This is a genomic window from Aeromonas sp. 2MA4 (genome assembly GCF_029237305.1).
GTDB classification, from domain to species: Bacteria; Pseudomonadota; Gammaproteobacteria; order Enterobacterales; family Aeromonadaceae; genus Aeromonas; species Aeromonas salmonicida.
In genome coordinates, this window is record NZ_JAACFY010000014.1 from 88,923 (window position 1) to 114,683 (window position 25,761).

General features: G+C 56.9%; 22 protein-coding genes and 1 pseudogene. 11 read left to right on the forward strand and 12 right to left on the reverse strand.

The window, feature by feature from the left end; all coding sequences use genetic code 11:
• Positions 1–85 precede the first annotated feature (85 nt).
• Positions 86–2,848, reverse strand: a complete 2,763-nt coding sequence (gene mgtA, locus GWQ31_RS14915) for a magnesium-translocating P-type ATPase (RefSeq protein WP_275909682.1) — start codon at positions 2,846–2,848, stop codon at positions 86–88.
• Between the two features lie 1,262 nt (positions 2,849–4,110).
• Between mgtA and GWQ31_RS14920 the strand changes: the two genes are divergently transcribed.
• Complete coding sequence (locus GWQ31_RS14920) at positions 4,111–5,220, forward strand: YeeE/YedE thiosulfate transporter family protein (RefSeq protein ID WP_275909683.1); 1,110 nt, start codon at positions 4,111–4,113, stop codon at positions 5,218–5,220.
• Positions 5,221–5,254: 34 nt separating this feature from the next.
• On the opposite strand, the gene GWQ31_RS14925 is transcribed toward GWQ31_RS14920, so the two are convergent.
• The 4 genes from GWQ31_RS14925 to GWQ31_RS14940 all read right to left on the reverse strand — a co-directional run bounded on the left by GWQ31_RS14925 (position 5,255) and on the right by GWQ31_RS14940 (position 7,822).
• A complete protein-coding gene (locus GWQ31_RS14925; protein ID WP_005319994.1) occupies positions 5,255–5,938 on the reverse strand; it encodes a chromophore lyase CpcT/CpeT in 684 nt (227 codons plus the stop codon).
• 963 nt (positions 5,939–6,901) lie between these two features.
• The gene (locus tag GWQ31_RS14930) at positions 6,902–7,189 is read right to left on the reverse strand and encodes a hypothetical protein (protein ID WP_275909684.1); all 288 of its coding nucleotides are present in this window, start codon (positions 7,187–7,189) and stop codon (positions 6,902–6,904) included.
• A gap of 33 nt (positions 7,190–7,222) precedes the next feature.
• Complete coding sequence (locus tag GWQ31_RS14935; protein WP_005320002.1) at positions 7,223–7,642, reverse strand: BON domain-containing protein; 420 nt, start codon at positions 7,640–7,642, stop codon at positions 7,223–7,225.
• Between the two features lie 27 nt (positions 7,643–7,669).
• Complete coding sequence (locus GWQ31_RS14940) at positions 7,670–7,822, reverse strand: DUF3309 family protein (RefSeq protein WP_196764779.1); 153 nt, start codon at positions 7,820–7,822, stop codon at positions 7,670–7,672.
• A gap of 766 nt (positions 7,823–8,588) precedes the next feature.
• Between GWQ31_RS14940 and GWQ31_RS14945 the strand changes: the two genes are divergently transcribed.
• Complete coding sequence (locus GWQ31_RS14945; RefSeq protein ID WP_275909685.1) at positions 8,589–9,038, forward strand: SRPBCC family protein; 450 nt, start codon at positions 8,589–8,591, stop codon at positions 9,036–9,038.
• A gap of 80 nt (positions 9,039–9,118) precedes the next feature.
• Here the strand turns inward: GWQ31_RS14945 and GWQ31_RS14950 are convergent, their stop codons facing one another.
• Complete coding sequence (locus GWQ31_RS14950) at positions 9,119–9,784, reverse strand: hypothetical protein (RefSeq protein WP_169047657.1); 666 nt, start codon at positions 9,782–9,784, stop codon at positions 9,119–9,121.
• A 187-nt stretch (positions 9,785–9,971) separates the two neighbouring features.
• Entirely contained in the window at positions 9,972–10,472 is a 501-nt protein-coding gene (locus GWQ31_RS14955; RefSeq protein ID WP_111589570.1) for a DUF1993 domain-containing protein, read from the reverse strand.
• A gap of 332 nt (positions 10,473–10,804) precedes the next feature.
• On the opposite strand from GWQ31_RS14955, the gene ydfZ reads away from it, so the two are divergent.
• Together ydfZ and GWQ31_RS14965 are read left to right on the forward strand one after the other, a co-directional pair.
• Positions 10,805–11,002, forward strand: a complete 198-nt coding sequence (ydfZ, locus tag GWQ31_RS14960; protein ID WP_265431981.1) for a putative selenium delivery protein YdfZ — start codon at positions 10,805–10,807, stop codon at positions 11,000–11,002.
• A gap of 226 nt (positions 11,003–11,228) precedes the next feature.
• Complete coding sequence (locus tag GWQ31_RS14965; RefSeq protein WP_169047189.1) at positions 11,229–12,632, forward strand: hypothetical protein; 1,404 nt, start codon at positions 11,229–11,231, stop codon at positions 12,630–12,632.
• A 96-nt stretch (positions 12,633–12,728) separates the two neighbouring features.
• Here the strand turns inward: GWQ31_RS14965 and GWQ31_RS14970 are convergent, their stop codons facing one another.
• The gene (locus GWQ31_RS14970) at positions 12,729–13,070 is read right to left on the reverse strand and encodes a ligand-binding protein SH3 (protein ID WP_169047188.1); all 342 of its coding nucleotides are present in this window, start codon (positions 13,068–13,070) and stop codon (positions 12,729–12,731) included.
• Positions 13,071–13,266: 196 nt separating this feature from the next.
• Between GWQ31_RS14970 and GWQ31_RS14975 the strand changes: the two genes are divergently transcribed.
• The 3 genes and pseudogenes from GWQ31_RS14975 to GWQ31_RS21740 form a co-directional block, all read left to right on the forward strand.
• Positions 13,267–13,704, forward strand: coding sequence for a DUF2846 domain-containing protein (locus GWQ31_RS14975; protein ID WP_275909686.1), 438 nt, complete (start codon positions 13,267–13,269; stop codon positions 13,702–13,704).
• Between the two features lie 90 nt (positions 13,705–13,794).
• Positions 13,795–14,763, forward strand: a complete 969-nt coding sequence (locus tag GWQ31_RS14980; RefSeq protein ID WP_275909687.1) for a hypothetical protein — start codon at positions 13,795–13,797, stop codon at positions 14,761–14,763.
• Positions 14,764–14,816: 53 nt separating this feature from the next.
• Positions 14,817–15,005: pseudogene (locus tag GWQ31_RS21740) on the forward strand (transposase); the annotation flags it as partial.
• A gap of 93 nt (positions 15,006–15,098) precedes the next feature.
• Here GWQ31_RS21740 and GWQ31_RS14985 read toward each other — a convergent pair.
• From GWQ31_RS14985 to uvrD, 3 genes are all read right to left on the reverse strand, one after another.
• Positions 15,099–15,566: a hypothetical protein gene (locus GWQ31_RS14985; protein ID WP_275909688.1), complete on the reverse strand. Its 468-nt coding sequence runs from the start codon at positions 15,564–15,566 to the stop codon at positions 15,099–15,101.
• The gene (locus tag GWQ31_RS14990) at positions 15,563–16,447 is read right to left on the reverse strand and encodes a hypothetical protein (RefSeq protein ID WP_275909689.1); all 885 of its coding nucleotides are present in this window, start codon (positions 16,445–16,447) and stop codon (positions 15,563–15,565) included. The genes GWQ31_RS14985 and GWQ31_RS14990 overlap by 4 nt, the downstream gene beginning before the upstream one ends.
• Positions 16,448–17,245: 798 nt before the next feature.
• On the reverse strand, positions 17,246–19,417 hold the full coding sequence (uvrD, locus tag GWQ31_RS14995) for a DNA helicase II (RefSeq protein ID WP_275909690.1): 2,172 nt from the start codon (positions 19,415–19,417) through the stop codon (positions 17,246–17,248).
• A 428-nt stretch (positions 19,418–19,845) separates the two neighbouring features.
• On the opposite strand from uvrD, the gene GWQ31_RS15000 reads away from it, so the two are divergent.
• The 4 genes from GWQ31_RS15000 (at position 19,846) to GWQ31_RS15015 (ending at position 24,674) form a co-directional block, all read left to right on the forward strand.
• Positions 19,846–20,844, forward strand: coding sequence for a BMP family ABC transporter substrate-binding protein (locus GWQ31_RS15000; protein ID WP_017412538.1), 999 nt, complete (start codon positions 19,846–19,848; stop codon positions 20,842–20,844).
• Between the two features lie 83 nt (positions 20,845–20,927).
• Entirely contained in the window at positions 20,928–22,508 is a 1,581-nt protein-coding gene (locus tag GWQ31_RS15005; RefSeq protein WP_058395632.1) for an ABC transporter ATP-binding protein, read from the forward strand.
• A 79-nt stretch (positions 22,509–22,587) separates the two neighbouring features.
• A complete protein-coding gene (locus GWQ31_RS15010) occupies positions 22,588–23,706 on the forward strand; it encodes an ABC transporter permease (RefSeq protein ID WP_005320035.1) in 1,119 nt (372 codons plus the stop codon).
• A gap of 2 nt (positions 23,707–23,708) precedes the next feature.
• Positions 23,709–24,674 carry an ABC transporter permease gene (locus GWQ31_RS15015; RefSeq protein WP_113721080.1) on the forward strand — a complete coding sequence of 322 codons (966 nt, stop codon included), beginning with the start codon at positions 23,709–23,711 and terminating at the stop codon, positions 24,672–24,674.
• Between the two features lie 70 nt (positions 24,675–24,744).
• On the opposite strand, the gene GWQ31_RS15020 is transcribed toward GWQ31_RS15015, so the two are convergent.
• Positions 24,745–25,650, reverse strand: coding sequence for a LysR substrate-binding domain-containing protein (locus GWQ31_RS15020; protein ID WP_275909691.1), 906 nt, complete (start codon positions 25,648–25,650; stop codon positions 24,745–24,747).
• Between the last annotated feature and the right edge of the window lie 111 nt (positions 25,651–25,761).

A 25,761-nucleotide genomic window follows, 5' to 3' on the forward strand; every position in this document is an offset into this window, starting at 1 on the left:
CGTTCACACGAATAAAGACCCGCATGACAGTCTGGTTCACACCGGGCACCACCAACTGTGGTGCTTGATGGCCAGGCTTATCCCGTCAGAACCACTGACCGTGGCGCTTGATGTAGATGGTCTTGATCGCCTGGGTCAGCCCCATGTAGACCAGCATGGTGATCACCAGCCACATGAAGTACCTGGGCGCCTCCAGGGTGATGAAGCCGAAGTGCTCCGCCAGCGGCGAGAATGGCAGGTAGCAGCCGATGGCGATGGCGATGGAGGTCGACAACAGCACCGGCAGGGTAGCCGTACTCTGCAGGAAGGGGATCTTGCGGGTTCGCAGCATGTGCACCACCAGGGTCTGGGAGACCAGCCCCTCGATGAACCAGCCAGAGTTCATGATGGCCTGACCGTTGACCAGGGGATCCATGCTGCCGTTGGCGGTGGCATACATGGCGCCGGCACCGAACACGAACCACATCAGGCAGAAGGTGCTGATGTCGAACACCGAGGAGGTCGGGCCGAGCCACAGCATGAAGCGCTTGATGTTGCTCGCCTCCCACTTGCGCGGACGCTTGAGGAACTCGGGATCCATCTTGTCCCAGGGCAGCAGCATCTGGGAGACGTCATACACCAGGTTCTGGATCAGCATCTGCATCGCCAGCATGGGCGCCCAGGGCAGCCAGGCGGAGGCGACCAGCACGGAGAAGACGTTGCCAAAGTTGGAACTGGCGGTCATGTTGAGGTACTTGAGGATGTTGCCGAAGGTCTCGCGTCCCTTGACCACCCCCTCTTCCAGCACCATCAGGCTCTTCTCAAGCAAGATGATGTCGGCCGTCTCCTTGGCGATGTCAGCGCCGCTGTCCACCGAGATCCCCACATCCGCATCCCGCAGCGCCGGGGCGTCGTTGATGCCGTCACCGAGGAAACCGACCGTGTTGCCGTTGGCCTGCAACGCCTTCACCACCCGCGACTTCTGCAGCGGAGTGAGCTTGGCGAAGATGGTGGTGTGCTTGACGACTGTGCACAGGGCCACGTCGTCCATCACCTCTATGTCCTTGCCGAGCAGCGGCACCCCCGGATTCAGCCCCACATCGCGACACACCTTGCTGGTGATGATGGGGTTGTCACCGGTCAGCACCTTGACCGCCACGCCGTAGTCATTCAGCGCACGGATGGCCGGGGCGGCTGAATCCTTGGGCGGATCGAAGAAAGTGAGGAAGCCGCGCACCACCAGCCCGGCCTCGTCACTGGTGCGGTAGCTCTGCTTGCACTCGGCAGCCGGGATATCGCGGGTCGCCACTATCAGCACCCGATAACCATCAGCGTTGTACTCCTCACTGCGGCGCAGCAGGGCACGGCGCTCAATCTCATCCAGCTCGCGGATCTGCTTGCCGTCGTCGATGTGGCTGGAGACGGAGAGCATCTCCTCGACCGCCCCCTTGGAGACCATCAACTGCTGGCCCAGATCGTCCTGCACTATTACCGATAGGCGACGACGCACGAAGTCGAACGGCAGCTCATCCACCTTGCTGTAGTTGCCCGGCTTGCAGCTGTCACCCAGCACATCGGCGTGCTCGATCACGGCTATGTCCATCAGGTTCTTCATGCCGCTCTGGTGATAGCTGTTGAGCCAGGCCAGCTGCAGGATCCTGTCGTCCCGGCTGCCGCGCACGTCGTAGTGGTGCTCCAGGATGATCTTGTCCTGAGTCAGGGTGCCTGTCTTGTCGGTGCAGAGCACGTCCATGGCGCCAAAGTTCTGCACCGAGTTGAGCCGCTTGACCACCACTTTGCGTTTGGCCATGGCCACGGCGCCCCGCGCCAGGTTGGCGGAGACTATCATGGGCAGCATCTCCGGGGTCAGCCCCACCGCCACTGCCAGCGCGAAGGTCAGCGCTGACATCCAGTCACCACTGCTGACGCCGCTCAGCATGAAGACCACGGGCACCATCACCAGCATGAAGCGGATCAGCAGCCGGGTGACGCTGTTCACACCCCTATCGAAGCTGGTTTCGATGCGCTTGTGGCTTACCACGTTGCGGGCCAGCGAACCGAAGTAGGTGTCGCTGCCGGTCGCCACCACCACCGCCTTGGCGGTGCCGCTCACCACGTTGGTGCCCATGAAGCAGATGTTGGGCAGGTCGAGCAGGCCCACCTCCCCCGTGCTGCTGCCGGCCGCCGACTTCTCGGCCACGGCTCCCAGTGTGTCGTACTTCTCCACCGGCAGGGCCTCGCCGGTCAGCACCGCCTGGCTGATGAAGAGATCGCGGGATTCGATCAGCTTGATGTCGGCCGGGATCATGTCCCCCGCCTGCAGGTGCACTATGTCACCGGCCACCAGCTCGACCATCGCCACCTCCTTGCGCAGGGAGGGGGCTCCCGGCGAAGGGCGGCGCAGCACGGTGGCGGTGTTGCGCACCAGCGACTTGAGGGTTTCGGCCGCCTTGGCCGAGCGGTACTCCTGCCAGAAGCGGAGCAGGCCGCTCAGGCTGACCATGACGCCGAGGATGATCACCTTGACCCAATCCTCGTCACCCGGCTCGGCCATCAGTACGTCCATCACGTAGCTGACCAGTCCGAGCACGATCAGCACCATCACGAAGGGGTTCTTGAACGCCTGCATCAGCTGGATCAGCGGATGGGGCGGTTTGTCGTGGGTCACCTCGTTGGGGCCGAACTGGACCAGACGGTTGGCCGCCTCGGTCGAGGTCAGGCCGTCGATATTGCCGCGCACGGCAGTGAGGGTGTATTCGAGGGACTTGTCGGCCTCGTCGAGCACTCGTGAGGAGAGCTTCTCATTGGCACGGCCTGGGGAGACGAATCCCATTTGCTTGTGCCGGCTGGCGGTATGTTGTTGTTTCATGACTCTTTATCCTGATTTTCGCTTGCAGCAAGGCCCTGTCGCGGGCCAGGCCAGGCGTCAGTACTGATGTGAGACAGGCAATGGGCCCCCGGTTGGCGCAGGCGCAGCATGGCTGCCGCCAGACGGCATGTCTGTCGGGCACGCTTGCCAGCAAGTAGGGGCTATCAGGGATCAGGACTCCGCATCCTGTTACCCGCAGGGGGATCAGGCGTGGGGAAGCGTGGACCCCGAGGGTCGAGGCTTGGGCTCTTCGGTCATACGATATCCTCCGAGTGGGGTGGAGAGAGGGCCGGGCGCGGCCACTGACAGCCAGATACGCTGTCGTTGGCGAGCATGACCCAACGGGTCTGTATTATCGGCGGACGAGTCCGGTGATCCCGCCACCAGAGCGGCATACACCCATAAAGGAAATAAGGATAACGACAGCTTGAAATAACTGGATATCGGTCATGGAATAATGTCAGCGATGCCGGGCGGGTGAATATAACGGAGAAAACCGCGCCCCATGGAAATATTACGGCGCAACCTTTGCCACGACCGGAATATATTGAGCAATCACGTCAATTATTTTATTTCGCAACCAGTCCTATCGAAAACCAATCTGTTTTCAATATGGTATTGTCCATCTTGTTATTTTACGCTCGATCACTTCCCGGCCACGGAACGGATGCACGGTTCCGACGCTGTGGCGGCCCTGACGGGCAGCACCCGGGGCGCATGATGAAGCGTTCAATTGCAGGGGTCGCGAGGCGGCATGGCTTGCAGGTGAGCAGAACAATCCAGATTTACAACGGCAATCCCTGATGAAGGCCGGGATTTGGCGGTTGTGAGAGTCGAAGGTGACTCATATAGATGTTGCACTCTATGCTGCACTCTGAGCAATCAGAGTGAGGGGGAAGAAAGGATATCAACCTCAGCTCTGGCAAGCCCACATCGCGATTTGCAATCGGCTACAACTGTCGCTTTCCATAATATCCTTCCATCTGTTGATAACACGCCGAGATTCTACCCAAAAGCATTCTAGGGCGCAAAATTTAAATTCATCTTTTTCCATTTAATTAGTTTCACACTCGTCACACCATTATTTCCAGCCCCTGAAATAGATTCATACTCATTTCGCCATGGGCCCTTGCCAGGAATTGATCTGGATGAGGTTTTGCTTTCATTTTCCGCCACAGGCGCGGATCCGCGCTGGAATCGGACTCAATGTGGGAATAGGATGCACGGCTTCCACTCACACATGACGCACAGGAAACAACAAGATGAATCGAAAATGGTCGCTCCCCATCGTGGTACTCGCGGGGGGAGCGTTACTCTGGCTCGGCAACACCTTTGGTATGAAATGGGCCCTGATGGCCCTGTTAGGATTCGGCTTCGGCTTCACCCTCTCCTTCAGCCGCTTCGGCATCGTCTTCGGTTGGCGCGAAATGCTGACCAAGCGCAACAGCTACTATGTGCGGGTTCATCTGCTCACCATCGCCATCGAAATGCTGCTGTTCACCTGCTTCCTCTCCTTTAGCCACGCCCTGTTTGGCGATGCCATGGTGGGTAACGTGATGGCTATCGGTATTCCTTTCATCGTCGGTGCCTTCCTGTTCGGCATCGGCATGCAGCTGGCCGGCGTCTGCGCCACCGGCACCCTCTACTGCTGCGGCGAGGGGCAACCCCGCTTCTGGCTGGTGCTGATTTGCTACGGCATCGGCACCCTGATCAGCAACCAGTTCCGCCCCGAGCTGGAGGCTACCTTCTCCAGCCAGGTGGTGCTGGCCAAGGATCTGACCGGCAATCTCTGGAGCGGCATGCTGCTCAACCTGGCGCTGGTCGCCGTGCTCTTCCTGCTGTTTCGCAACAGCGAACTCAAACGCACCGGCGAGCTCAAGCCCCTCTTCAGCGGTGGCAACCTGTTCTGGCGCGACGGCCGCTTCACCGTGCTGACCGGCGGCATCCTCATCGCCCTGCTCAACTCCTCCGTGGTCGCCCTGCACGGCTCGGCCTGGACCATCACGGGCGCCGTCTATGACATGGCGCTGCGCGGCGCCTCCCTGTTCGGCCTGTTCGAGGGGAACCCGAAACTGGCCCAGCCGCTCTTTATCAACCCCATGGTCGGCATGTTCTGGCTGGGGATCCTGGGGGCCATGCTGGCGCGCTGCATCAGCGGTGGCGGCAACTTCGCCCCGATGCGGCTCGGCAACAGCCTGGCATCCATCCTGGGCGGCCTGCTGATGGGGATGGGCGCCATGTACAGCGCCTGCAACCTGGGTGGCTTCTTCGATGGTACGGCGTCGGGCAGCCTGCACGGCTGGGTCTGGATGCTGATGGCCCTGGCCGGCAGCCTGATCGGCATTCGCCTGCGGCCGCTGTTCAAGCTCTGACATCACAGCAGGACAACACGAGTGGAGGGGTTGTCTACTCCCCGCGCTGCTTCACCTTGCGCAGATAGACATAACCCTCACCCGGGCTGCCCCAGCGCTGATGGGCCTCGTTGTCGTAGGCGCGATCCAGCAATCTGACGCTGTCGGGACCGACCCAGAGATATTGCACCAGTGTGCTGGCACCGCCGAAGTTGGTGGCGCAGCTGCCGACCTTGCTGTGGCCTGCATACTCCCCCGAGGGTTGACGACTCAGCCAGACCTCGCAGCCCTGGCGCAGGGAGAGCTGTTGCGGGGTAAGGGAGTCAAGCAGTCCGGGGTCGCGCCAGGCACCGGCAAAGTCGACGGCTCTGGGCATGGTCAGCTCGGCCATCAGGATGCGGCCATCGGGCACGGGAGAAAAACGGTAGATACGCTGACGGAACGGGCGCACCGAGCGCTCGGTCAGGAACTGCTCGGCATAGACCCAGCGAAAGCCTTGATAACCTGGCCAAATCTCCACCAGCCGCAGCTCGGCGCTGGTGAAACGAGTGTCATAGCCGGCCTGCTCGCGACTGGAAAACTCGCCGGTAAACCAGGAGAGCAGCGGCTCCATGCCGACCCGGGTCGTTGTCGCACTGGCCGCTGACGGGCCGGTCGGAATGGCGACAAAAGGTGTGGGTGCCGCCCATACCAGACTGGTGCAGAGCAGCCCGAACAGGGCCGCCATCAGCGTGACCATCGAATCCATCCGAATCATTTTCATGGCGGCGATTATATGAGCGAATGGCTGCAATAACCTCAACCTTGATCAAATCCTTACCAATCCACTGAAAAATCACAGTGTTAGCGAAAGAAGCTGACGGCGGATACGCAACAAGGATGAGAGCCGCAACCAGTGAACCGGATCGAGGAATAGACGATCTCCTGCATCTGCCGGGTCGAGGTAGTCGCCGTCAGAAAAGCAGAGTCACAGGTTTGCCATAACCAGAGCGCAGCAAAGCGCGACGGCGTCAGCAGAAACAGTGACCAGAGGACGCAAACAAGTCAGATACCCCCCGGCATGGGCAGGGCCAGCTAGGCAAAGGCGTGCCCCTGAACCCAGACCAGGAGCTCATTCTCTCTGAGCATTGACCACTAGAAGACGTACGGGAACAGGGGAAAAGAGATCGTAAACAACAGGCCGCTGAGCAACGCCAGTAATATCCGCTACCATAGCCATCGCAGTATGAACGTCCATCACGACATCAGTTACTCCCCTCAAGTGAGGAAGCAGCATGCGAAGAGAGTGGCCACTTTTGAAGCCCTTAGGCCCCACCTGATTTGAACGATTTCCAGCAAAATGCTTATACGAGGCCACTCATTTGGTTTATCCAAGAAAAACAAACGCTACGCTCAGGAAGTATCTTGCCACTCCCCTACGGCCTGACGTCGGTGATGGAAGCAGGAAAGGCGTACTGGATCGCGGGCCAAACAAGTGGGAGCTCTCTTCCACAGACCTGGACTGATGTAGTGCTGTGGTGTGTATCTATTCGACCCGTCGCTGAACCGCGCCGGCCTTGATGGGATATGTCAGTAAAGCGCGCAGTCACCGGCGTGTGCGGCAAGATGAGAGAATCATCATTCCCGCGAAAGCGGGGATGATGATTTTATGCCTGATTTTCGCAACCGGGCCAGATTGGCCCAAAGACCTAAAACGCAGTGCTTACTTGAATTTCAACTGTGCTTCGGCCAGACCAGTCTTCAGGTCGCTCCACATCTTGTCAGCGGTCAACTTGACCTGCTCCCAGGATTCACCGCTTGCCTTGCCGAGCTCATCCATCTTGTCGGAGGCAGCGTGCTGTTTGGCACGCAAAGCCTGGATCTCTTTCGCCCGTTTGACTTTCAGGTCGGCCGAGATATTTTCCATTTTGGCTTCCAGCAGATTGATCTGACTGCTCCACTCATTGAGCTGAGCATTCAACTTTTCCTTGTATGCCTTTTGCACTTCCATGGTGTTCTCCTTGGGTGCTGATGAGCGATGGCGTTATTGGACAGCCGTGACAACGAGCTGGTTAACGACACCCTTGACGCCGCTGATGGCCATCGCACGGGCACTGGCCTTGTCGCTGTTGATTCGCGAATCGACAGTACCGGTCAGAGTGACCATACCCTGGACAGTGTTGACACTGATGTCCATTGACTTCAAACCAGGTTCGCTGAGGAACTCGGCTTTGACCTTGGCCGTCACTTCGGTGTCATTCCAGGACTGGGCACTTTTGGCAGTTTGCTCAGTCATCTTGTCTTCATACTTGTCGACGGTTGCATCGACTTTCTCGCCAGTCTCGCTGGCAGCGTCATCAATTTTCTTGCCGGCCTGTTCGGCCGACCCTGGTTGGTCGCATCCGCTCACCCCGAGTGTGAGGAGCAGCGAGATGGCGATGAGGATAGCTTTGCTTTGTATCATGTGGTGGTTTCTCCGGTGCTGGGTTGCCTAGATCTTGCCGAGCAAGACCAGGATGAGCAGTATGGTCAGCACCAGTCCAATGGCGCCGCTTGGGCCGTAACCCCAGCCTCGGCTGTGCGGCCAGCTTGGAATGACGCCGATCAACAACAAGACAAGAACGATCAGCAGAATGGTTCCCATGGTCATTTCTTTCTCCTAAATGTTGCATATTGGATGACATAAACGACCCATGCCGTGGTGATGGTGCTCCGGATCCGGGGTCTGGTCTGTTCTCCAACGCACAGACAACCCCCTCGATATAACGGAGCAAGAGCGGTTCGCTGATGAAATCGACCACCTGGATGCTGCAAAGCCAGCCCGACATCTGACGTTCGTCGACCATGATCCTGCTGGCTCAGCTGACAATCCGTCTTCTTGGTCAGTCCATTGGCACCCCTGCAGCCCGCGTCGCGGCTGTATCAGCAAGGTTATTGACCCGGTGCAACACCAAGCAGCCGGAGGCGACGGGCTCATTCTGCAAGGGGTCTGCAAACGCATTCCCTTGATGGGCCATCCCGCTTCTGTCACCCACAACATCTTCTGCATCCGCCCACACTCACAGCGTCAAACCATGACACTGCACCGGACAAGGGGATCCGGGCTGGGTGATGGAAGGGAGGCTTTTTGAGGCATGTTGGAGGAGCGAGGCGTTTTGGCAGGCGTTTGGGGACAATCTTTTTGTTTGCTCTATTTCTCTTGCACAAGGCGCTTGTCCTGCAAGAGCGATCAGATTGCGGTGACAGGCTCGGTTACCCTCTCGCCCATCACCAACCCAGTTATCAACAGCTCGCTTGTCTATGACCTGTCCAGAAAGATGGGTGCCCCAGAATTGCCAGATTTGTCATACCGGAATGACCCAGCACTGGCGGCTATCCTTGATGCGGATCTCAATCAGGAGGAGTTGATCATGACGACGGGAACAGTACGACTGCACAGGGTGCTCAAGGCTCCGCCGATGCGGGTCTATCGGGCCTTTATCGAGGCGGATGCGCTGGCCAAGTGGCTGCCGCCCCACGGCTTTACCTGCCAGGTAGCGCAGCTGGAGGCTCGAGTTGGCGGCTCGTTTCGGATGTCATTCTGCAATTTTGCCTGCGGGCATGCCCACGCCTTCGGTGGCGAGTACCTCGAGCTCGAACCCGGCAAGCGCATCCGCTACACCGACAGCTTCGACGACCCCAACCTGCCAGGGATGATGCAGGTGACCATCAGCCTGACCGGAGTGCTTTGCGGCACCGAGCTTGCCATCGAGCAGGCCGGGATCCCCGAAATCATACCGGTGGAGATGTGCTATCTCGGCTGGCAGGAATCCCTGACCCAGCTGGCCGCCCTGGTCGAACCCGAGATCCCGCCGGGCTGAGTGGTGCCCACGCAAGAGCCTGCCAGCTGGCAGGCTTTTTTATTGCTAGCTGCCTAGGTGCGCCCGGCCGCCATCCGGGCTCAGCGGCCGAGAGCGTTGTCCAGCGGGAAGGCGAAGAGATCGCGGCGATAGGTCTCGACCACCAGGCTGAACGGTACGCCATCACCCCGTGAGAGGATGGCGCTATGCTGCAGCACCCGCTCGGGGATCGCCAGCGGCTGGTCACTGCTGGTGAGGGTCGGCATCTGCATCTCCCAACCGGCCGGCAGGGGCGCCCACAGCAGGGTGGAAGAGAGGGTACGGCGGCTGAAGTTCAGCGCCTTGACGGCCAGGCCAAACGGGGTATCGCTGGTGTCGAGGAGCCGGTTCATCTCCGGTGTGAGGCGGCTTTGCACGTACCAGTTGTCCGCTTCGGAGAAGACATGATCGCCGCAGGCGAGCTGTACCCGGCGATAGCCGACGGGCTCATCGGCCGCGATCTTGAGCTGCTCGCGGACGGCAGCATCGGCCGGTTTGCGGGTACGCTGATCACGCAGGGCGCGGATACGCGGCTCACCGGCCATCTGGTGGTCGGCGCACCAGTTTTGCAGGGTGACGGTGGCGCTCGGGTTGCTGAGCAGGGTGGCATTGAGGGTCTGCAGCAGCGCCTGCGCCTTGAGACGGGTGACGGGGGTGTCGGGCCAGCTGGCAGCAACGCTTTCCTGCGCCTGCACGGCGCCATGGCACAGCAAGGCCGCCAACATAATTACTCGAATCTTCATGTTTTTATTACCCTTTCTACTTTGACGCTGGATTGTAACCCCGCGCGAGTCGAAGACCACGCCTTTATGCCCAGAGCCGTCGCCAGCGGCCATGCCGACAGATCTGTCTTCCCCCCGTTTGCGGATAAAAAAAGTCTGCCAGCAGGCAGACTGCTTCGTACCTGAGTGCGGCTTATTGCAGCTTGATGGCGCCCAGATAATCCCGCTTGCCGAGATCGACCCCGGCCCGGCGCAGCAGGGCATAGGTCATGGTGAGGTGGAAATAGAAGTTGGGGATGGCGTACTCATGCACGCAGGTATGACCGTCCATCCCCTTGCCGCCCGCCCAGTGGGGGACGTAGCGACCGCTCTCGAACTGGCTGAAATCGGCATCCAGCTTGCTCTGCAAAAAGGCGATGGTCTTGCCGATATGGGCGCGCAGATCCGCCATTGTCCTGGGCTCATCCCCCATCACGGGCTGCTCGCCGTGACTGGCGGTGGCGACACAGGCCCGAGCCGAATCGCAGCAGATCAGCACCTGCTTGCTGAGTGGCAGCATGTCGACGATCAGCCGATCGCCGAAGAAGTTCTCCACATTGAACTGCTTCGCCTCGGCATGGGCAGCGGCCTTGGCCAGGCACAGGTCGAGGTTGGTCAACATCTTGATAAACTGGGCAGCAATATCACGGTTCATGGTGCGTTCTCGGTTGGTTGAAGGCAGTTAAACGAGCGGCACCACTATAGCGCATCCCCCTGCAGTATCACCCCCACCCCACAACCGCCGCGACAAGGTATGCCCATAGACAGGAAGCTGCATATTGGGACACCCATCTTTTACCTATCACCAACCTGGCTACGGCTTACTCAGAAAGATGGATGTCCCAGATTTACTCGAGGCTGCCGGCACCCTGAGTCCTTCTTTGGCTCTTTTTTGATCTGTAACATGCATCACGCTTTTTCAGGGGCGTAGGCTGATCCCGCAGCCCGGGCATCCAACTGGGTACAACACCAGAAAAGGAGAGTGCCATGAAAATCTATGACCGAAACCGCAATGCGCTGAAGCTGGGTCAGCGTGTGATGATTGCCGCCACCGGCGCCGTCGACATTCTGAAAGAGGCCCACACCGACAACATGACCCCCTATCAGGCGGAGCATGAGAAATGTGTACTGCTGGCAAACACTCAAGAGCGCTACGCGCCCATCGAGTTGATTAGACTAGGCTGATCCCTTTCCCTGTCACCCTACTCTTTACAATTCACCCGGCCACTGCGCCCCGTCTGGCGGCCGGGTTTCTACGCTCTACCTCCGTCCCCACGCCGCGTCATGGGAGCATGCACGCTATCGGCACGGGGATCGCCATGAATAGGGGGTGGCTCAACCCCTTCCACTACATCTACTCACCTGTACGGACTACCCTCATCGGGGTGCCATATAACAAGGAGAGTGAATCATGTACGGGAAAATCCTTCTGATCGTCTGTCTGTTATTACAGGGTTGTACCAATACCCCTCAACGCCGGCTTGCCTCGGCAGAAAAGCAATTGAGTACGGATGGTGAAACCACAATGCTGTATCACTCTGTTCTTTATTATCCGGATGAACTGAGTTTGCGTTTTGATGGTTATCTGATTGGCGTGGAAAAAAGCCCGCGAGATCTGGTCTCTACACCGCAAAGCGTGAAGGTCAGTACCCCCTCAGAGAAGACCTTAAAGACATCAACAGACGCATTATTAAACCAGCCCAAGTTGTTGTATATCTCGCATATTCTGCGAGAGCAGGCCCAGCCCCAATCCGCCGAAAACCATACCTGTGCCTTGTATAACCTTTATCAACGACTGGAGCCCGCACAATCCCAGCTGGTTGAACCCTGCGCCGAGCAGAATATGCTACCGATGGCCACCACGCATCGGCGTTGCCAGGATAAAGAGGTCTGTGGTTATGACGACAGTTGGGATGCCCTGAAGCTGTTAAAACAGAGCATGATTCAGCGCCTGATGACGCAGGCCAACACAGGCAAGCCTTACAGCGATATTGTGGTCATTGTCATGGGCTGGAATACGGTGCAAGAAGAGGCCATTCGCAACTTCAACTCCATCATGCTCAATGTGAAACGCAGTGCCCCTGCCGATTTCAATCCCCTGGTTATCGGTGTCACCTGGCCTAGCCAATGGAGCAGCAGTTGGATTGAACCGATTTATCGACTCACCAGCTTCCCCACCAAGGCCGGCGACGCCGACGAACTCGGCCTGAGCTGGCTGGGAGTGCTGATACAGCAGACACTGCCGGAAGTAAAAGCCGCATTGCCTCAAGCCCAGCAAGCGCAACTCACGACCTCGCTGATTGGCCATAGCTTTGGCAGCCGCGCTTCCAATGTGGCTGCCTGCTTTGGTCCGGCCATTTATCAGGATCACTACCAGCCCCCCACTGCGGGCATTGATAACCTGATCAACCTGCAAGGAGCCTTTAAACTGACCCAGCTGACCGATAACGCCACATCGACCTCAGCGACGGTATTTTGCCCTCTGGTCAAGCAGGTAGCGCTGACGGCATCGATCAATGACCAAGCCATGAGCAAGGCGCCCGGGGGAGGCTATGCCGGCGATGCCAGGAGCTATGCAGATATTTGCTCCAATACCAACACCCTTATTCGCTGCGCCTTCGCCGATCATCACGGTAACCTGTTCGGTGTCAGCGGCTCAGCCCGCAGCAACATCACCTATATCGATGCGAGCAGTCTCATCAGTGAGAACGCCTATCTAAGTGGTGGTGGCGCGCACAGTGACATCTATCGCAAAGAACATGGCCGTCTGATTTATCAGCTGATGCGACAGGGAAAAACTCCTCCTCTTGATTGAGAGAGCAGCGCAGCATTCACACTGGATCCGTCTGTCTGCTGTGCCATATCGTTCCGGCGGGTGATCACAACACCTCACCCGCCACCATCAACGACCTCAAGAGACTGGCGCGATGGCGCTTGCCGGTATCCAGCCTGATTGCCCTGCTTCGTTATGTACCCAAAGCCAGCCTGCCAGCTCGCGCTCCACCCGTACCCGTTCCCCCACCACCACATCCAGCTCGCGGGCGGTGTAATCCTGCTGTGCCAGCGCCTCCCCTTCTGCGGCAAGGGTCAGCAGTGACAGGGGCGCCCATCCCTCGTTGCCGTCTGTGGTCAAGGTGCGCACCCAGCCCGGAAATTCGTCATCCTCGTGACCGATGCGCACCCGTTCCCCGGCTCGAAAGGCGATGGGATTGGGATAATCGGTGTGGTGAGCCGTGGTGATCAATGCCTGCATTGTCTCTCTCCAGAAAAGTCATCCTCTCGCCACTATCGCAGCAACTGGCCAGCCCGAGGAGAGACGTTGCATATCGGCCTCGATTAATTCCCGGAAAAGAGAAGCGGGTCACGGCTTGAACGGCAATGGGCAATTGCCAGCCAACCAAGCCCCATGCGAACCTTTAAACCCCATTAACCCACTAAAAACAAAAACTATGTTCAGGCAAATAATGATGGGTGCCGCCCTGCTGTCGGCGGCGCTGCTTTCCGGTTGTGCTTCCGTACCCATGGCTGATGCCACCGCAGACGTGCAGGCCAAGCAGTTTGTGGCGCCCAAGGATGCGGCCAACCTCTATATCTATCGCAACGAGACCTTCGGCACTGCCGTCAAAATGCCGGTGCTGGTGGATGGCTTTGCCGTAGGCGATACGGTGGCCCACAGCTATATCCTCAAGCAGGTGACGCCGGGCAGCCACACCATCACCTCCAAGTCGGAGAACGATGCCACCCTGACCCTCAGCACCGAGGCGGGTAAAAACTACTACGTCTGGCAGGAGGTCAAGATGGGCCTGCTGATGGCTCGCTCCAAGCTGAGCCAGGTCAGTGAAGAAGAGGGCAAGCAAGGTGTGATGGAGAGCAAGTTGGTCAAGTAGATTTATGAAAAATATATGTTGAGTGATGTAAGTTATTATGGATAAGAACTCCTCACTCTCATCTTTAACTGAATCAATTTAGGGATAGCCATGGATATATTATTAGTCTCTAATACACCAAACTCTAACAATGGTTATGTGACAGTTGATGGAGAGAATACTGACTTCATTAATTTCATCAATAAAGAATTTACCCCTCCAGAAGATATCTATAATACGGTTCTCTGGAATATAAAAAACTTCGCATCTAAGGCTAATATAGCCTACGCTGTAAACATTTTATATCAAGCCGCTACCAGCAAAAAAACCTTACAAATAAAGGAAGTTCCAAAAATCAGTTCTTGCAAAAAACATCAACGGGTTAATCTGCTTTCACAATCAGTTATAGTACCCAAAAAAACTGTTGTTGACGGAGAGGTGGAATATAATCACGAAATCTTTAAAGGGATGTTCAAATTAAATGAACAGTTTGAGCAAATAATAAAAAACATGGATTCAGATGATTCTGACATAATCGTTTGTGATGCTGAATCTGTTGCAAACGCTTTGGGGTTAGATAACCTAGATGTAGGTATCTACACTATAGATAATTCAAACCGCCCTATCAAACTATCTAATTACTCACAATGTATGTGGGAAAATGTCAAAGATGGAATAATAAAGACATTCCTAAATCTAAATGCGAATAGAATATATATATCAGATAAAACTGAAACTTCTGTAGAAGCAGACCTTGCAATTAGTAAAGAAGTTATTTCTCTGGCGCCAAAACTAGGACTGAATTTAAAGAGGAGAGATATATTTAGCTTTGATATGAAACTGCGTGGTGTTTTTGATGTAGAAAGAGCATCAGAGTCATTATATAAAATTACGGCATTTCCAGAGCTAAAAGCATTGGCGGAACACATTATCAAAAATAACAACTCAGGGCAAAGCTATGAAGGTACTGCATGTTTAGATGTTACTTTCGGTGCTAACTTGAATTTAATTACAATCTTTCAAGGTGCATTCTCATCCGGTTACTCAAGAGAATTGCAGATAAAAATTGAGTTCGCTTGAATGAGGTACACACTACATTAAATTATTCGTAACTGAGTAGCGCGGCCTAGGACCGGTTACGCCACCTAGAGCAGGGTTTTTGGCAACGCCATTATTGGGAGCACCTGATCCGGGATGAGCAGGATTACCGCCGCCATATGGATTACGTCCATATCAACCCACTCAAGCATGGTCATGTTACGCGGGTGGCTGGCGGCATCTATCCCCGGGATTTATGCGGGGTGGAGGATGGAAAGCTGTAGGGATTGGAGTAAAAGACCCCAAAATTTTGCCTCGCGATACCAAAATACGCGATCGTCAGAATACGCTTCGCTATTCGAACCTACAGTCCACATTTACTCTGACATCCTTGCTGAAATAGATGAAATCTCAATTTTTGCAGACAGAAAGCTTATTGCTGATATTGCTTGAATAGTTATTGCCACGGCTAATAAAACTACATTTTGTGGCGTGGAACTATCGCCCAACAACCATACTAACAGACAAGCTACAAATGATAATGCCGAGTAACAAAGACCAATGTATACATGCAACTTCAATTTCCAAATATTCCCCCACTTATGTAGTAGAGCATTCATCTTCTCATTTGGAAATAGAATTGGTGTGACTTCATTAACCATCCATATAAACACCGCCACTGGCACTAACATGAGATATTCATAAGCATCACTATTCAGCTTATGGCGAACCATTATCTCAGCTATAAAATAGGCTGCATCATTTTTAAATGTCAGGTATAGCAGTAAAAAAACAAATTCAAAGCTGATTAAAGATACGCGAAATAAGTAAATCAATTTACTCAATGTTTCATGTCCCTTTCAACACTGATAGCTGTAAAGTGTTCTTTCACTCGGACAGCTAAGTGATATGGATTAGGATCTTTTGAAAAAAGAAAGCTTTTTTGAGTGTCAGATGTCTTTATCACTACCTCTTCACCATCATCTGATATGCCACTAACTTTTCCCCTACCGTATCCGTCTGCTGCCATTAAAATAACAGCATCACCGATATCGGCGGGATTTTCAGGCATATAGTCTCTTGACTCCATAATACCATCCATAAGCTCAATTAACTTTGACTTTATGCCAGATAGTTTAGAGCTACTTTCCTTCACGGTGACCTCTGAGGCATTTCTTTTTGAAATGTATTCATTTAATTCACCCCATAACCTACCGAATAATGGATTAGGAGGAGAAACTGTGCCAGAAATTTCTGTAAGCGTACTGATATTTCTAAGTTTTTGAGTGAATTCAGTGTAGTCAGATAATGGATCGATCTCACATGAGATCATAAACCCACCAAATACGCCTTCAATTATAGATTTAAACCGTCTTGGAAATACATCTTCTTGAATTCCATTCCAAACATGAAGATATGCAATACCAGAGAATTCTGGGAGATAAATAAACGGGGATGATGCCTCGACTAAATTAGGAACATCTGCTTTTATTTGGGAACGGCTACTTTCGTCAACAACATTCGCGTGTCCATCTTTTGCATACTTAGATAATTTTCCATATACAAATGGAATGCTATTATCTCTGGCATCAACACAGTCAGTAATTATCCAGTCAAACTTTCCTTTTGTAATTATAGGTGAGGATATTATTGCACCCATTAAATCCGACTGTGATAAGTTAATCTTAATCACGCGACCAAGATAGTATCTCCCTTTCTTCTCCATATAACACCGTACGCATTATAAATAAGTGCTAATGTTGCATCAAATGAATCTTCTGGTCAATAAGGTACTCCCAATCACCAAGTGACTAAGATCACAGTTAGGACCGTAGGTTAGAATAGCGAAGCGTGTTCGAGCCTACGCGTAAATAATGCTATCGCGATGACTGATATAAAAACCAATCCAACCAAAAAGCCAGGCTGATGAAATCAAAAACCAAGGGGAGTTACAACACCTCCAACCTCGCATACGCCGTCACCAGCCATTTAGCGCCGACATCGTCGAACTGGATCTGCATCCGGCTCTACTGACCGACCTATTAGAAGTTGAGTTCCACCCCTCACCCGAATTTCGTATTAAGCACCCCAGTCGAATGCGGGCACGGTATTGAGCCCCCTCCAATCCGCCGAGGGTCAGAGGCAATGTCAGGGACGCCATCAGGGATGATGGCGTAGCCGCAGTCGGCACAGGGATGTGCCGTCTGCGGCGGCCCGTCCGACGTTGACTCTGGCCCGAGGGCACTGGCGAAGCCAGCGGATTGGCGGGGGAAAAGACCTTTGGTGCATTTTTTGAAAAGAGCGGGTCTTTCCAAAGTCACTCGCCCCAGCCCGAAGGGCGGGCGAAACCCTGTCGAGGGCCACGCCCTCGCGTCCTGCACGGCGCTAGCCGTGCTGCCTACAACTAGGCACACAATTTACCCATGGCTCGAACGTCCGATTACGCTTCGCTAATCGAACCTACAGTCCTGACAAAAAAGGAGCCATCGGCTCCTTTTCACATCACAGGTGGGTGTGCTGCGCCTTACAGCGCCTCAAGGCGGGCATACGCCGTCACCAGCCACTTGGCGCCGACGTCGTCGAACTGGATTTGCACCCGGCTCTGCTGGCCGACCCCTTCAAAGTTAAGCACTATCCCTTCGCCGAATTTCGGATGGAGCACCCGCTGGCCGAGCTTGATGCCGCTGGCGTCGAAGCTCTGCTGCACCTCGTTCTGGCTGAAGCGGCCGTACTGGGTGGGTCTGCTCACCTGAGTGCGCAGCCGGATCTCTTCCAGACACTCGGCGGGCATCTCGCGAATAAAGCGGCTCGGCTTGTGGAACATCTCGCGGCCGTAGATGCGGCGGCTCTCGGCATAACAGATGTAGAGCTTCTCCATGGCGCGGGTCATGCCGACGTAACAGAGGCGGCGCTCCTCTTCCAAGCGACCCGACTCCTCGGTCGATTGCTGGCTGGGGAACATGCCCTCTTCCACGCCGACCAGCAGCACCAGCGGGAACTCCAAGCCCTTGGCGCTGTGAAGCGTCATCAGCTGCACAGCGTCGGCATATTCATCCGCCTGATTCTCGCCTGATTCCAGCGCCGCGTGGGCGAGGAAGGCGGAGAGATCGCTCATATCCTCCAGCTCGTCCGGGCGGTTGTATTGACGACAGGCGGTGACCAGTTCGTCCAAGTTCTCTACCCGTGCCTGGGATTTCTCGCCTTTTTCCGCCAGATACATGGCCTTGAGGCCGGAGTTCTGGATGGCGATATCCGCCTGCTGGTGCAGCGGCAGCATGCCGACCTGCTCTTCCAGCGCGTCGATCAGCTCGACAAAGCCACGCACAGCATTGCCGGCACGACCGGTCAGCACCTTGTCATTGAGCAGTCCCTTGGCCGACTGCCAGAGGTTCTGCCCCTGATCCCGGGCGTTGGTGCGCAGGATCTCGAGGGTGCGATCGCCGATGCCACGGGTCGGGGTGTTGACCACCCGCTCGAAGCTGGCGTCGTCGCCACGGTTGTTGATCAGCCGCAGGTAGGCCATGGCGTCCTTGATCTCTTGCCGCTCGAAGAAACGCAGGCCGCCGTAGATGCGGTAGGGCATGGCGTCCTGCATCAGCGCCTCTTCCAGCACCCGCGACTGGGCGTTGGAACGATAGAGAATGGCGCAATCGGCCAAGAGGCCGCCCTTCTCTTTCCAATCCTTGAGGCGGCCGACCACGAAGCGTGCTTCGTCCACCTCGTTGAAGGCGGCATAGAGCGAAATCGGGTCACCCTCGGCCCCCTCGGTCCACAGCTCCTTGCCGAGCCGCTCAGAGTTGTTGGCAATGACGCAGTTGGCGGCTTTGAGGATATTGGCGGTGGAGCGGTAGTTCTGCTCGAGGCGAATGGTTTCGGCCCCCTGATAGTCGGTCAGGAAGCGCTGGATGTTCTCAATCTTGGCGCCACGCCAGCCGTAGATGGACTGGTCATCGTCGCCGACGATCATCACCTTGCCGCTGTCACCTGCCAGCATCCGCAGCCAGGCGTACTGGATGCCGTTGGTATCCTGAAACTCGTCCACCAGTATGTTCTGGAAGCGATCCCGGTAGTGCTCGAGGATGTGGGGCTTGTTGAGCCATAGCTCGTGGGCGCGCAGCAGCAGCTCGGCAAAATCCACCAGCCCGGAGCGATCGCAGGTCTCCTGATAGGTCTTGTAGATCTGCTGATAGGTGCGGGTGACGGGGTCGCCGTAGAGATCGATGTCACCGGGGCGCAAGCCCTCGTCCTTCTTGCCGTTGATGTAGCTCATCACGGCGCGGGGGGCCCAGTGCTTCTCATCGAGGTTGAGCGCCTTGATGACGCGGCGGATCAACCGGTACTGGTCGTCGGAGTCGAGGATCTGGAAATCCTGCGGCAGACCCGCATCCAGATGATGGGCCCGCAGCAAGCGGTGGGCGATACCGTGGAAGGTGCCGATCCACATGCCACGCTGCATGCTGCCCAACACCTTCTCGACCCGACCGCGCATCTCGGCCGCCGCCTTGTTGGTAAAGGTCACGGCTATGATGGAGAAGGGTGAGCAACGCTCCACCTGCATCAGCCAGGCAATACGGTGCACCAGCACCCGGGTCTTGCCCGAGCCGGCGCCCGCCAGCACCAGCAGATTGCTGCGAGGGGCCGCCACCGCGTCTCTTTGCTTGTCGTTGAGCCCGTCGAGCAGGGTTGAAACGTCCATCACCACTCCTGTTTATTTATACAGGCGGGGATTATACGACCTGTGGCGCCACAGACCAAATCCGAGTGAATGACGAGCCACTGCGCTTGTACAGGGGCGGCTTGGTGGCGGGCCGGGACCGGGGAAATCATGAACCGGCACCAATAGAAACCGCTTCTCCTCCTTACAGACGAAAACGCTTGCCTATAACCATATGAATGTAAACATAAATGTCGTTTGAGGCCTGTATTTCACAGAATTTAAATCTAAAAAAAGACATTAAAACAAACACTTATAAATTGATCTGCTTATATTTCAAACCGTTACCGCAAACGTTTTTCCTTTATGATCTGCTTGACCCGCTCCATGGCTCACTTACAGTTAGCCAGCGTGCTTTATGCCTGCTCCGGCAGGCTGTGGACCCTCACATAACAATCAAGGATACGATCGTGACTAAAGTGCTCAAGCTGGCCACCGTGGCCGCCCTCACTCTCGCTGCCCTCTCTGCCCAGGCAGCCACCCAACCTGCCGTCATCTATGACACCGCCGGCAAATTCGACAAGTCGTTCAACGAAGCCGTGTTCCGCAACGGCGTCGAAGTCTACAACAAGGACAAAGGGGTCAAGGTCAAGGAGTTCGAACCCCAGAACGAAGCCCAGCGCGAGCAGGGTCTGCGTCGTCTGGCCAGCCGTGGCAACGGCCCCATCGTGGCCGTCGGCTTCAACATGGGCTCGGCCGTCGAGAAAGTGGCGACCGAATTCCCGAAAACCCAGTTCACCATCATCGACATGGTGGTCGACAAGCCGAACGTGCAATCCATCATCTTCAAGGAGCATGAAGGCTCCTTCCTGGTGGGTGCGCTGGCTGCCATCGCCTCCAAGAGCGGCAAGGTCGGCTTCGTGGGCGGCATGGACATACCGCTGATCCGCAAGTTCCAGTGCGGCTACGAGCAGGGTGCCAAGTACGTCAATCCGAAGATTGAAGTGTTCCAGAACATGACAGGCTCCACACCGGCGGCGTTTGCTGACCCGGCCAAGGGTGCCGAGCTGGCCAAATCCCAGTTCGCCAAGGGTGCTGATGTGGTCTATGCCGCCGCTGGCGGTACCGGCATCGGTGTTTATCAGGCCGCCAAGGACGAAGGCAAGTTCGCCATCGGCGTTGACTCCAACCAGAACCACCTGCAACCGGGCACCATGCTGACCTCCATGGTCAAGTCGGTCGGTCTGGCCGCCTACCAAACCTGGGATGATGCCGCCAAAGGCACCTGGAAACCGGGTATCAAGAACCTGGGCCTGGCCGAGGGCGGTGTGGATTGGGCACTCGACAAAGACAACGAGAAGCTGATCACCCCAGAGATGAAAGCCAAGGTGGAAGCCATCAAGGCCGACATCATTGCCGGCAAGGTCAAGGTGCATGACTACATGAGCGACAGCACCTGCAAATACTGAGTTACCGCTACGACTCTCAACCCGATGACCGGCCCGCACGGGCCGGTTTTTAGTCTCTTTTCATGACTCGCAAGGACTGCATCATGGACCAGACAGATCGCTATGCCATCGAATTAAGGGGTATCGATAAGCGGTTCGGCGACGTTTACGCCAACAAGCAGATCGACCTCAAGGTTCAAAAAGGCAGTATTCACGGCATCGTCGGCGAAAATGGCGCCGGCAAGTCGACCCTGATGAGCATCATCTACGGTTTCTACCACGCCGACAGAGGCGAGATGTTCATCGACGGCAACCCCTTTAACCCCCATGGCTCACAAGATGCGATCACCGCAGGGGTGGGCATGGTGCACCAGCACTTCATGCTGGTGAACAATTTTTCCGTGCTGGAGAACGTCATTCTGGGCGCGGAGAACGGCTGGCACCTGGGCCAGAGTCTGGCGGCGGCCGAGAAGCTGCTCGGCGAGCTGGCGCGGGACTATGGTCTCGACGTACCGTTGCACGAAAAGATCGAAGATCTGCCGGTGGGCCTGCAACAGCGGGTCGAGATCCTCAAGGCGCTCTATCGCGGCGCCCGCATCCTGATCCTCGACGAGCCGACCGGCGTGCTGACCCCTCAAGAGGCGGATCACCTGTTCGAGGTGCTGAAAAAGCTGCGGGATCAGGGCGCGACCATCATCCTCATCACCCACAAATTGCGGGAGATCCTGGCCATCACGGATCAGGTTTCCATCATGCGCCGGGGCGAGATGGTGGCCCACGTGGCGACCAAGGATACCGACAAGGAGCAGCTGGCCGAGCTGATGGTGGGCCGCAAGGTGCGCCTCAAGGTCGACAAGGGCCCGAATCTGCCGGGGGCAGCCAAGCTCAAGGTCAACGGCCTCAGTTATATCGATGACGCCAGGGTGGAGCGGGTCAAATCCGTCAGCTTCGAGGTGCGAGCCGGTGAAGTGGTCGGCATCGCCGGGGTATCCGGCAACGGCCAGTCCGAGCTGCTCAGCCTGCTCGGCGGTATCCTCAAGCCCAGCAAGGGCAGTTTCACCATCACCAACGACGGCAAGACTCACGAGGTGAGCCTGGCTCATCCAGCCGACCCTGAGCGGGTGCGCAACTATGGCCTCGGCCATGTGCCGGAAGACAGGCACAAGATGGGACTCATCAACCGCTTCGAGGCGAAAGAGGCCTTTATCCTCGGCTATCACCGCCGCCCCCAGTACAACAAGGGCTGGCTGCAGAACAAGGAGGCTATCCAGCAGGATTGTCAGGCCAAGATGGAGAAGTGGGATGTGCGTCCGCCCCACCCCGATCACAAGACGGCCAACTTCTCCGGTGGCAACCAGCAGAAGCTGGTGATCGCCCGGGAGGTGGAGCAGGACCCGGATGTGCTGTTGATAGGTCAGCCGACCCGCGGGGTCGACATAGGCGCCATCGAGTACATCCACCAGCAGATCATCGCCATGCGCGACAAGGGCAAGGCTGTGCTGCTGGTATCGGTGGAGCTGGACGAGATCATGAGCCTGTCTGACCGGATCCTGGTCATCGCCGACGGTCGCATCGTCGGCGAGCTGGATGCCGCCAAGGCAGATGAGCGCACAATCGGCCTGATGATGGCGAACATAGTTCCCGATGAGGTGGCGGCAAGCCAGCCCCAAGGAGCCACAACATGAATGTTCTCTCTAGCTGCATCGGATCTGGTTGGATGATGGCACAGCGGGTGCCTGACGAGATTGCCAAGGAGGCCCACTGATGAGCCAAGCACGTATCCCTGCCTGGATCTCCGTGGGCGTGCTGCCCGCGGTCAATATCCTGCTGGCCTTCCTGGTGTCGGCCATCCTGTTCTACTACCTCGACATCAATCCGGTCGATGCCGCCCAGATCATGTGGTACGGCGCCTTCGGTACCGGTGAAGGGGTCGGTTTCACCCTCTACTACGCGACCGGTTTTATCTTCACCGGCCTGTCGGTAGCGGTGGCCTTTCACGCCGGTCTGTTCAACATCGGCGGTGAAGGTCAGGCCTATATCGGCGGCCTCGGGGTTGGCATGGTCTGTCTGCTGCTCGGCGACACCCTGCCGTTTGTACTCTTGCTGCCGCTCTCCATCATAGCCGGTGGTCTGTTCGGTGCGGCCTGGGCTTTTATCCCGGCCTGGCTGCAAGCCAAGCGTGGCAGCCACATCGTCATCACCACCATCATGTTCAACTTCATCGCCGCCTCCCTGATGGCCTATCTGCTGGTCGAGGTGTTCAAGCCACCCGGCTCCATGGCCACCGAGAGCAAGGTGTTTGCCGTCACGAGCTGGCTGCCCAAGATGAGTGAGCTGGCGAGCGGTGTTGGCATGGAGATGCCGAACAGCCCGCTCAACATCAGCTTTTTCTGGGCACTGATCTGTGCGGCCCTGGTGTGGGTCTTCATCTGGCATACCCGCTGGGGGTACGAGATCCGGGCAGTCGGCGCGAGCCAGAGCGCCTCCGCCTACGCGGGCATCTCCTATCCCAAGGTGGTGATCCTGGCCATGGTGATCTCCGGCATGCTGTCGGGTTTCTTCGCCCTCAACGTGCTGCAGGGAGAACTGCACCAGATCAAGCTCAACTTCGTGGAAGGGTTCGGCTTCACCGGTATCGCGGTAGCGCTGATGGGGCGCAACCATCCGGTCGGCGTCATCATCGCCAGCCTGCTGTTTGGCTTCCTCTATCAGGGGGGGGCAGAGCTCAGCTTCGAGTTCGGGGTCGACCGCAACATAGTGGTGGTGCTGCAAGGCCTGGTGATCCTGTTCTGTGGCGCCCTTGAGCACATGATGCGTCCGCGCATCGAGCAGCTCTATCTGGCGTTTGCCAATCGCTCAACCGCGCAAGCCAAGGGAGTGTGATCATGTTTGAACTGCTGATCCTGATGCTGGATGCGACCATTCGTACCGCACCGCCGCTGATCCTGGCTGCCATGGCTGGCATGTTTTGCGAGCGCTCCGGTGTGGTCAACATAGCGCTGGAGGGCAAGCTGCTGGCCTCCGCCTTCGCCGGGGGAGCGGCCGCGGCTGTTTCCGGCTCTGCCTGGGTAGGTCTGGGCGCCGGCGTGGGTGTCTCCATCCTGTTCGCCCTGATGCACGGCTTTGCCACCATCACCCACAGAGGCGATCAGGTGGTAAGCGGCATGGCCATCAATATACTGGCGGCCGGTCTGACCGTGACCCTGGGCCGTTACTGGTTCGATCAGGGTGGCCAGACTCCGGCGCTATCCGGTGCCGCCCGCTTCGCCCCCATAGATCTGCCCTACGCCAGGGAGCTGTATGACGTGCCCGTCATCGGCCAGCTCTACAGCGAGCTGCTGAGCGGTCACTCCCTGCTGGAGTACGTGGCATTTGCCTGCGTGCCGCTGGCCTGGTGGGTGTTGTTTCGCACCCGCTTCGGTCTGCGTCTGCGGGCGGTGGGCGAGGCCCCGGCGGCGGTCGACACCGCAGGTATCTCTGTGGTGCGGATGCGCTACACGGCGCTCATTATCGGCGGCCTGCTGGCCGGTATCGGCGGTACCTATCTGGCAGTGGCCCAGACAGCCCAGTTCATCCCCAACATGAGCGCGGGCAAGGGCTTTATGGCACTGGCGGCACTGGTGTTCGGCAAGTGGAAACCCTGGAGTGCTATGGCGGCCTGCCTGCTGTTCGGCTTCCTCGATGCGGTCGCCATCCGGCTGCAAGGGGTCAGCATAGGTGACTTCGCCATTCCGGTGCAGGCCATAGAGGCGTTGCCCTACATACTGACGGTGTTCCTGCTGGCCGGTTTCATCGGCAAGGCGGTGGCCCCCAAGGCGCTCGGTACCCCTTACGTCAAGGAGCGGGAGTAACCCTGCTGCTCTCAACAAGAGGTCCACGGAAGTGGGCCTTTTTTATGTCCTCTCCATGCCGCCCGCACACTCAGCCCACTGGGCGAACCAGGGCGGGTTGGTTAGGATCACTCAGCCGCTCGGCCAGATAGTCCACCAGCAGCCGCACTTTGGGGGAGAGGTGGCGGTTGTGGGGATAAAGGGCCCAGATCCCCTCCTCCGGAGCCCGCAGCTCGGGCAGCAGCTCGATAAGCTCCCCCCGCGCCAGATGGTCACTCACGTAGTAATCCGGCAGCTGGATAATGCCGATCCCCTTGAGCGCCGCATCCAGCAGGGCGTGGCCGCTGTTGCACTGCAGCAGACCGTGCACCCGCACGCTGTGAGGGCGGCCATCCAGGGTGAAGTACCACTCGTCGCCATTGCCCACCATACAGGTATGGCGGGTCAGCTCGGAGAGGCTGTTGGGCATGCCGTGGCGGGCTGTGTAGGCTGGCGAGGCGCACACATAGGGCACCCGTTGCGCCAGCTTGCGCGCCACCAGACTCGAATCCTTGAGGTGGCCAAGCCGGATCGCCAGATCATAACCTTCGTGCACCAGATCCAGCAGCTGGTTGGTGAGGTTGAGAGTGACCTCCAGCTGGGGGAAACGCACCATGAAGTCGTTTACCAGTGGGGCGATACGGCTTTCACCGTAAGAGACGGGCGCCGTGATGCGCAAGGAACCCTGCGGCACCGCCTGATGGCGTCCCACCGCCAGCTCTGCCTCGTAGAGGTTGTCCAGCAGCTGACGGCAGTGACGATAGTAGATCTCGCCTAGCTCGGTAAGCCGCACCTGACGGGTGGTGCGCAGCAACAGCTTGGCCTGCAACCTGTCTTCCAGTTGTGCCACCTGCCGGCTGACTTGCGCCACCGACACCCCCAGCTTGCGCGCAGCCGGGGTAAAGCCCCCCTGCTCCGCCACACTGACAAATTCACAGATCCCTTCCCAGCCGAGCATTATTACCTGTGTGTAAAAGTGATTTGATATTTAGCCTTATTATCACCAAATCGAAGGGAAACTACACTGCATACCTGAGTTCATCTCTGTTCACCTACCGCAACAAGAAGG

What these genes read in the sequence shown, in the direction of transcription:
- mgtA (WP_275909682.1), bottom strand. Translation starts at nt 2,848, where the DNA reads ATGAAACAACAACATACCGCCAGCCGGCACAAGCAAATGGGATTCGTC.
- GWQ31_RS14920 (WP_275909683.1), top strand. Translation starts at nt 4,111, where the DNA reads ATGAATCGAAAATGGTCGCTCCCCATCGTGGTACTCGCGGGGGGAGCG.
- GWQ31_RS14925 (WP_005319994.1), bottom strand. Translation starts at nt 5,938, where the DNA reads ATGGTCACGCTGATGGCGGCCCTGTTCGGGCTGCTCTGCACCAGTCTG.
- GWQ31_RS14930 (WP_275909684.1), bottom strand. Translation starts at nt 7,189, where the DNA reads ATGGAAGTGCAAAAGGCATACAAGGAAAAGTTGAATGCTCAGCTCAAT.
- GWQ31_RS14935 (WP_005320002.1), bottom strand. Translation starts at nt 7,642, where the DNA reads ATGATACAAAGCAAAGCTATCCTCATCGCCATCTCGCTGCTCCTCACA.
- GWQ31_RS14940 (WP_196764779.1), bottom strand. Translation starts at nt 7,822, where the DNA reads ATGGGAACCATTCTGCTGATCGTTCTTGTCTTGTTGTTGATCGGCGTC.
- GWQ31_RS14945 (WP_275909685.1), top strand. Translation starts at nt 8,589, where the DNA reads ATGACGACGGGAACAGTACGACTGCACAGGGTGCTCAAGGCTCCGCCG.
- GWQ31_RS14955 (WP_111589570.1), bottom strand. Translation starts at nt 10,472, where the DNA reads ATGAACCGTGATATTGCTGCCCAGTTTATCAAGATGTTGACCAACCTC.
- ydfZ (WP_265431981.1), top strand. Translation starts at nt 10,805, where the DNA reads ATGAAAATCTATGACCGAAACCGCAATGCGCTGAAGCTGGGTCAGCGT.
- GWQ31_RS14965 (WP_169047189.1), top strand. Translation starts at nt 11,229, where the DNA reads ATGTACGGGAAAATCCTTCTGATCGTCTGTCTGTTATTACAGGGTTGT.
- GWQ31_RS14970 (WP_169047188.1), bottom strand. Translation starts at nt 13,070, where the DNA reads ATGCAGGCATTGATCACCACGGCTCACCACACCGATTATCCCAATCCC.
- GWQ31_RS14975 (WP_275909686.1), top strand. Translation starts at nt 13,267, where the DNA reads ATGTTCAGGCAAATAATGATGGGTGCCGCCCTGCTGTCGGCGGCGCTG.
- GWQ31_RS14980 (WP_275909687.1), top strand. Translation starts at nt 13,795, where the DNA reads ATGGATATATTATTAGTCTCTAATACACCAAACTCTAACAATGGTTAT.
- GWQ31_RS14990 (WP_275909689.1), bottom strand. Translation starts at nt 16,447, where the DNA reads ATGGAGAAGAAAGGGAGATACTATCTTGGTCGCGTGATTAAGATTAAC.
- uvrD (WP_275909690.1), bottom strand. Translation starts at nt 19,417, where the DNA reads ATGGACGTTTCAACCCTGCTCGACGGGCTCAACGACAAGCAAAGAGAC.
- GWQ31_RS15005 (WP_058395632.1), top strand. Translation starts at nt 20,928, where the DNA reads ATGGACCAGACAGATCGCTATGCCATCGAATTAAGGGGTATCGATAAG.
- GWQ31_RS15010 (WP_005320035.1), top strand. Translation starts at nt 22,588, where the DNA reads ATGAGCCAAGCACGTATCCCTGCCTGGATCTCCGTGGGCGTGCTGCCC.
- GWQ31_RS15015 (WP_113721080.1), top strand. Translation starts at nt 23,709, where the DNA reads ATGTTTGAACTGCTGATCCTGATGCTGGATGCGACCATTCGTACCGCA.
- GWQ31_RS15020 (WP_275909691.1), bottom strand. Translation starts at nt 25,650, where the DNA reads ATGCTCGGCTGGGAAGGGATCTGTGAATTTGTCAGTGTGGCGGAGCAG.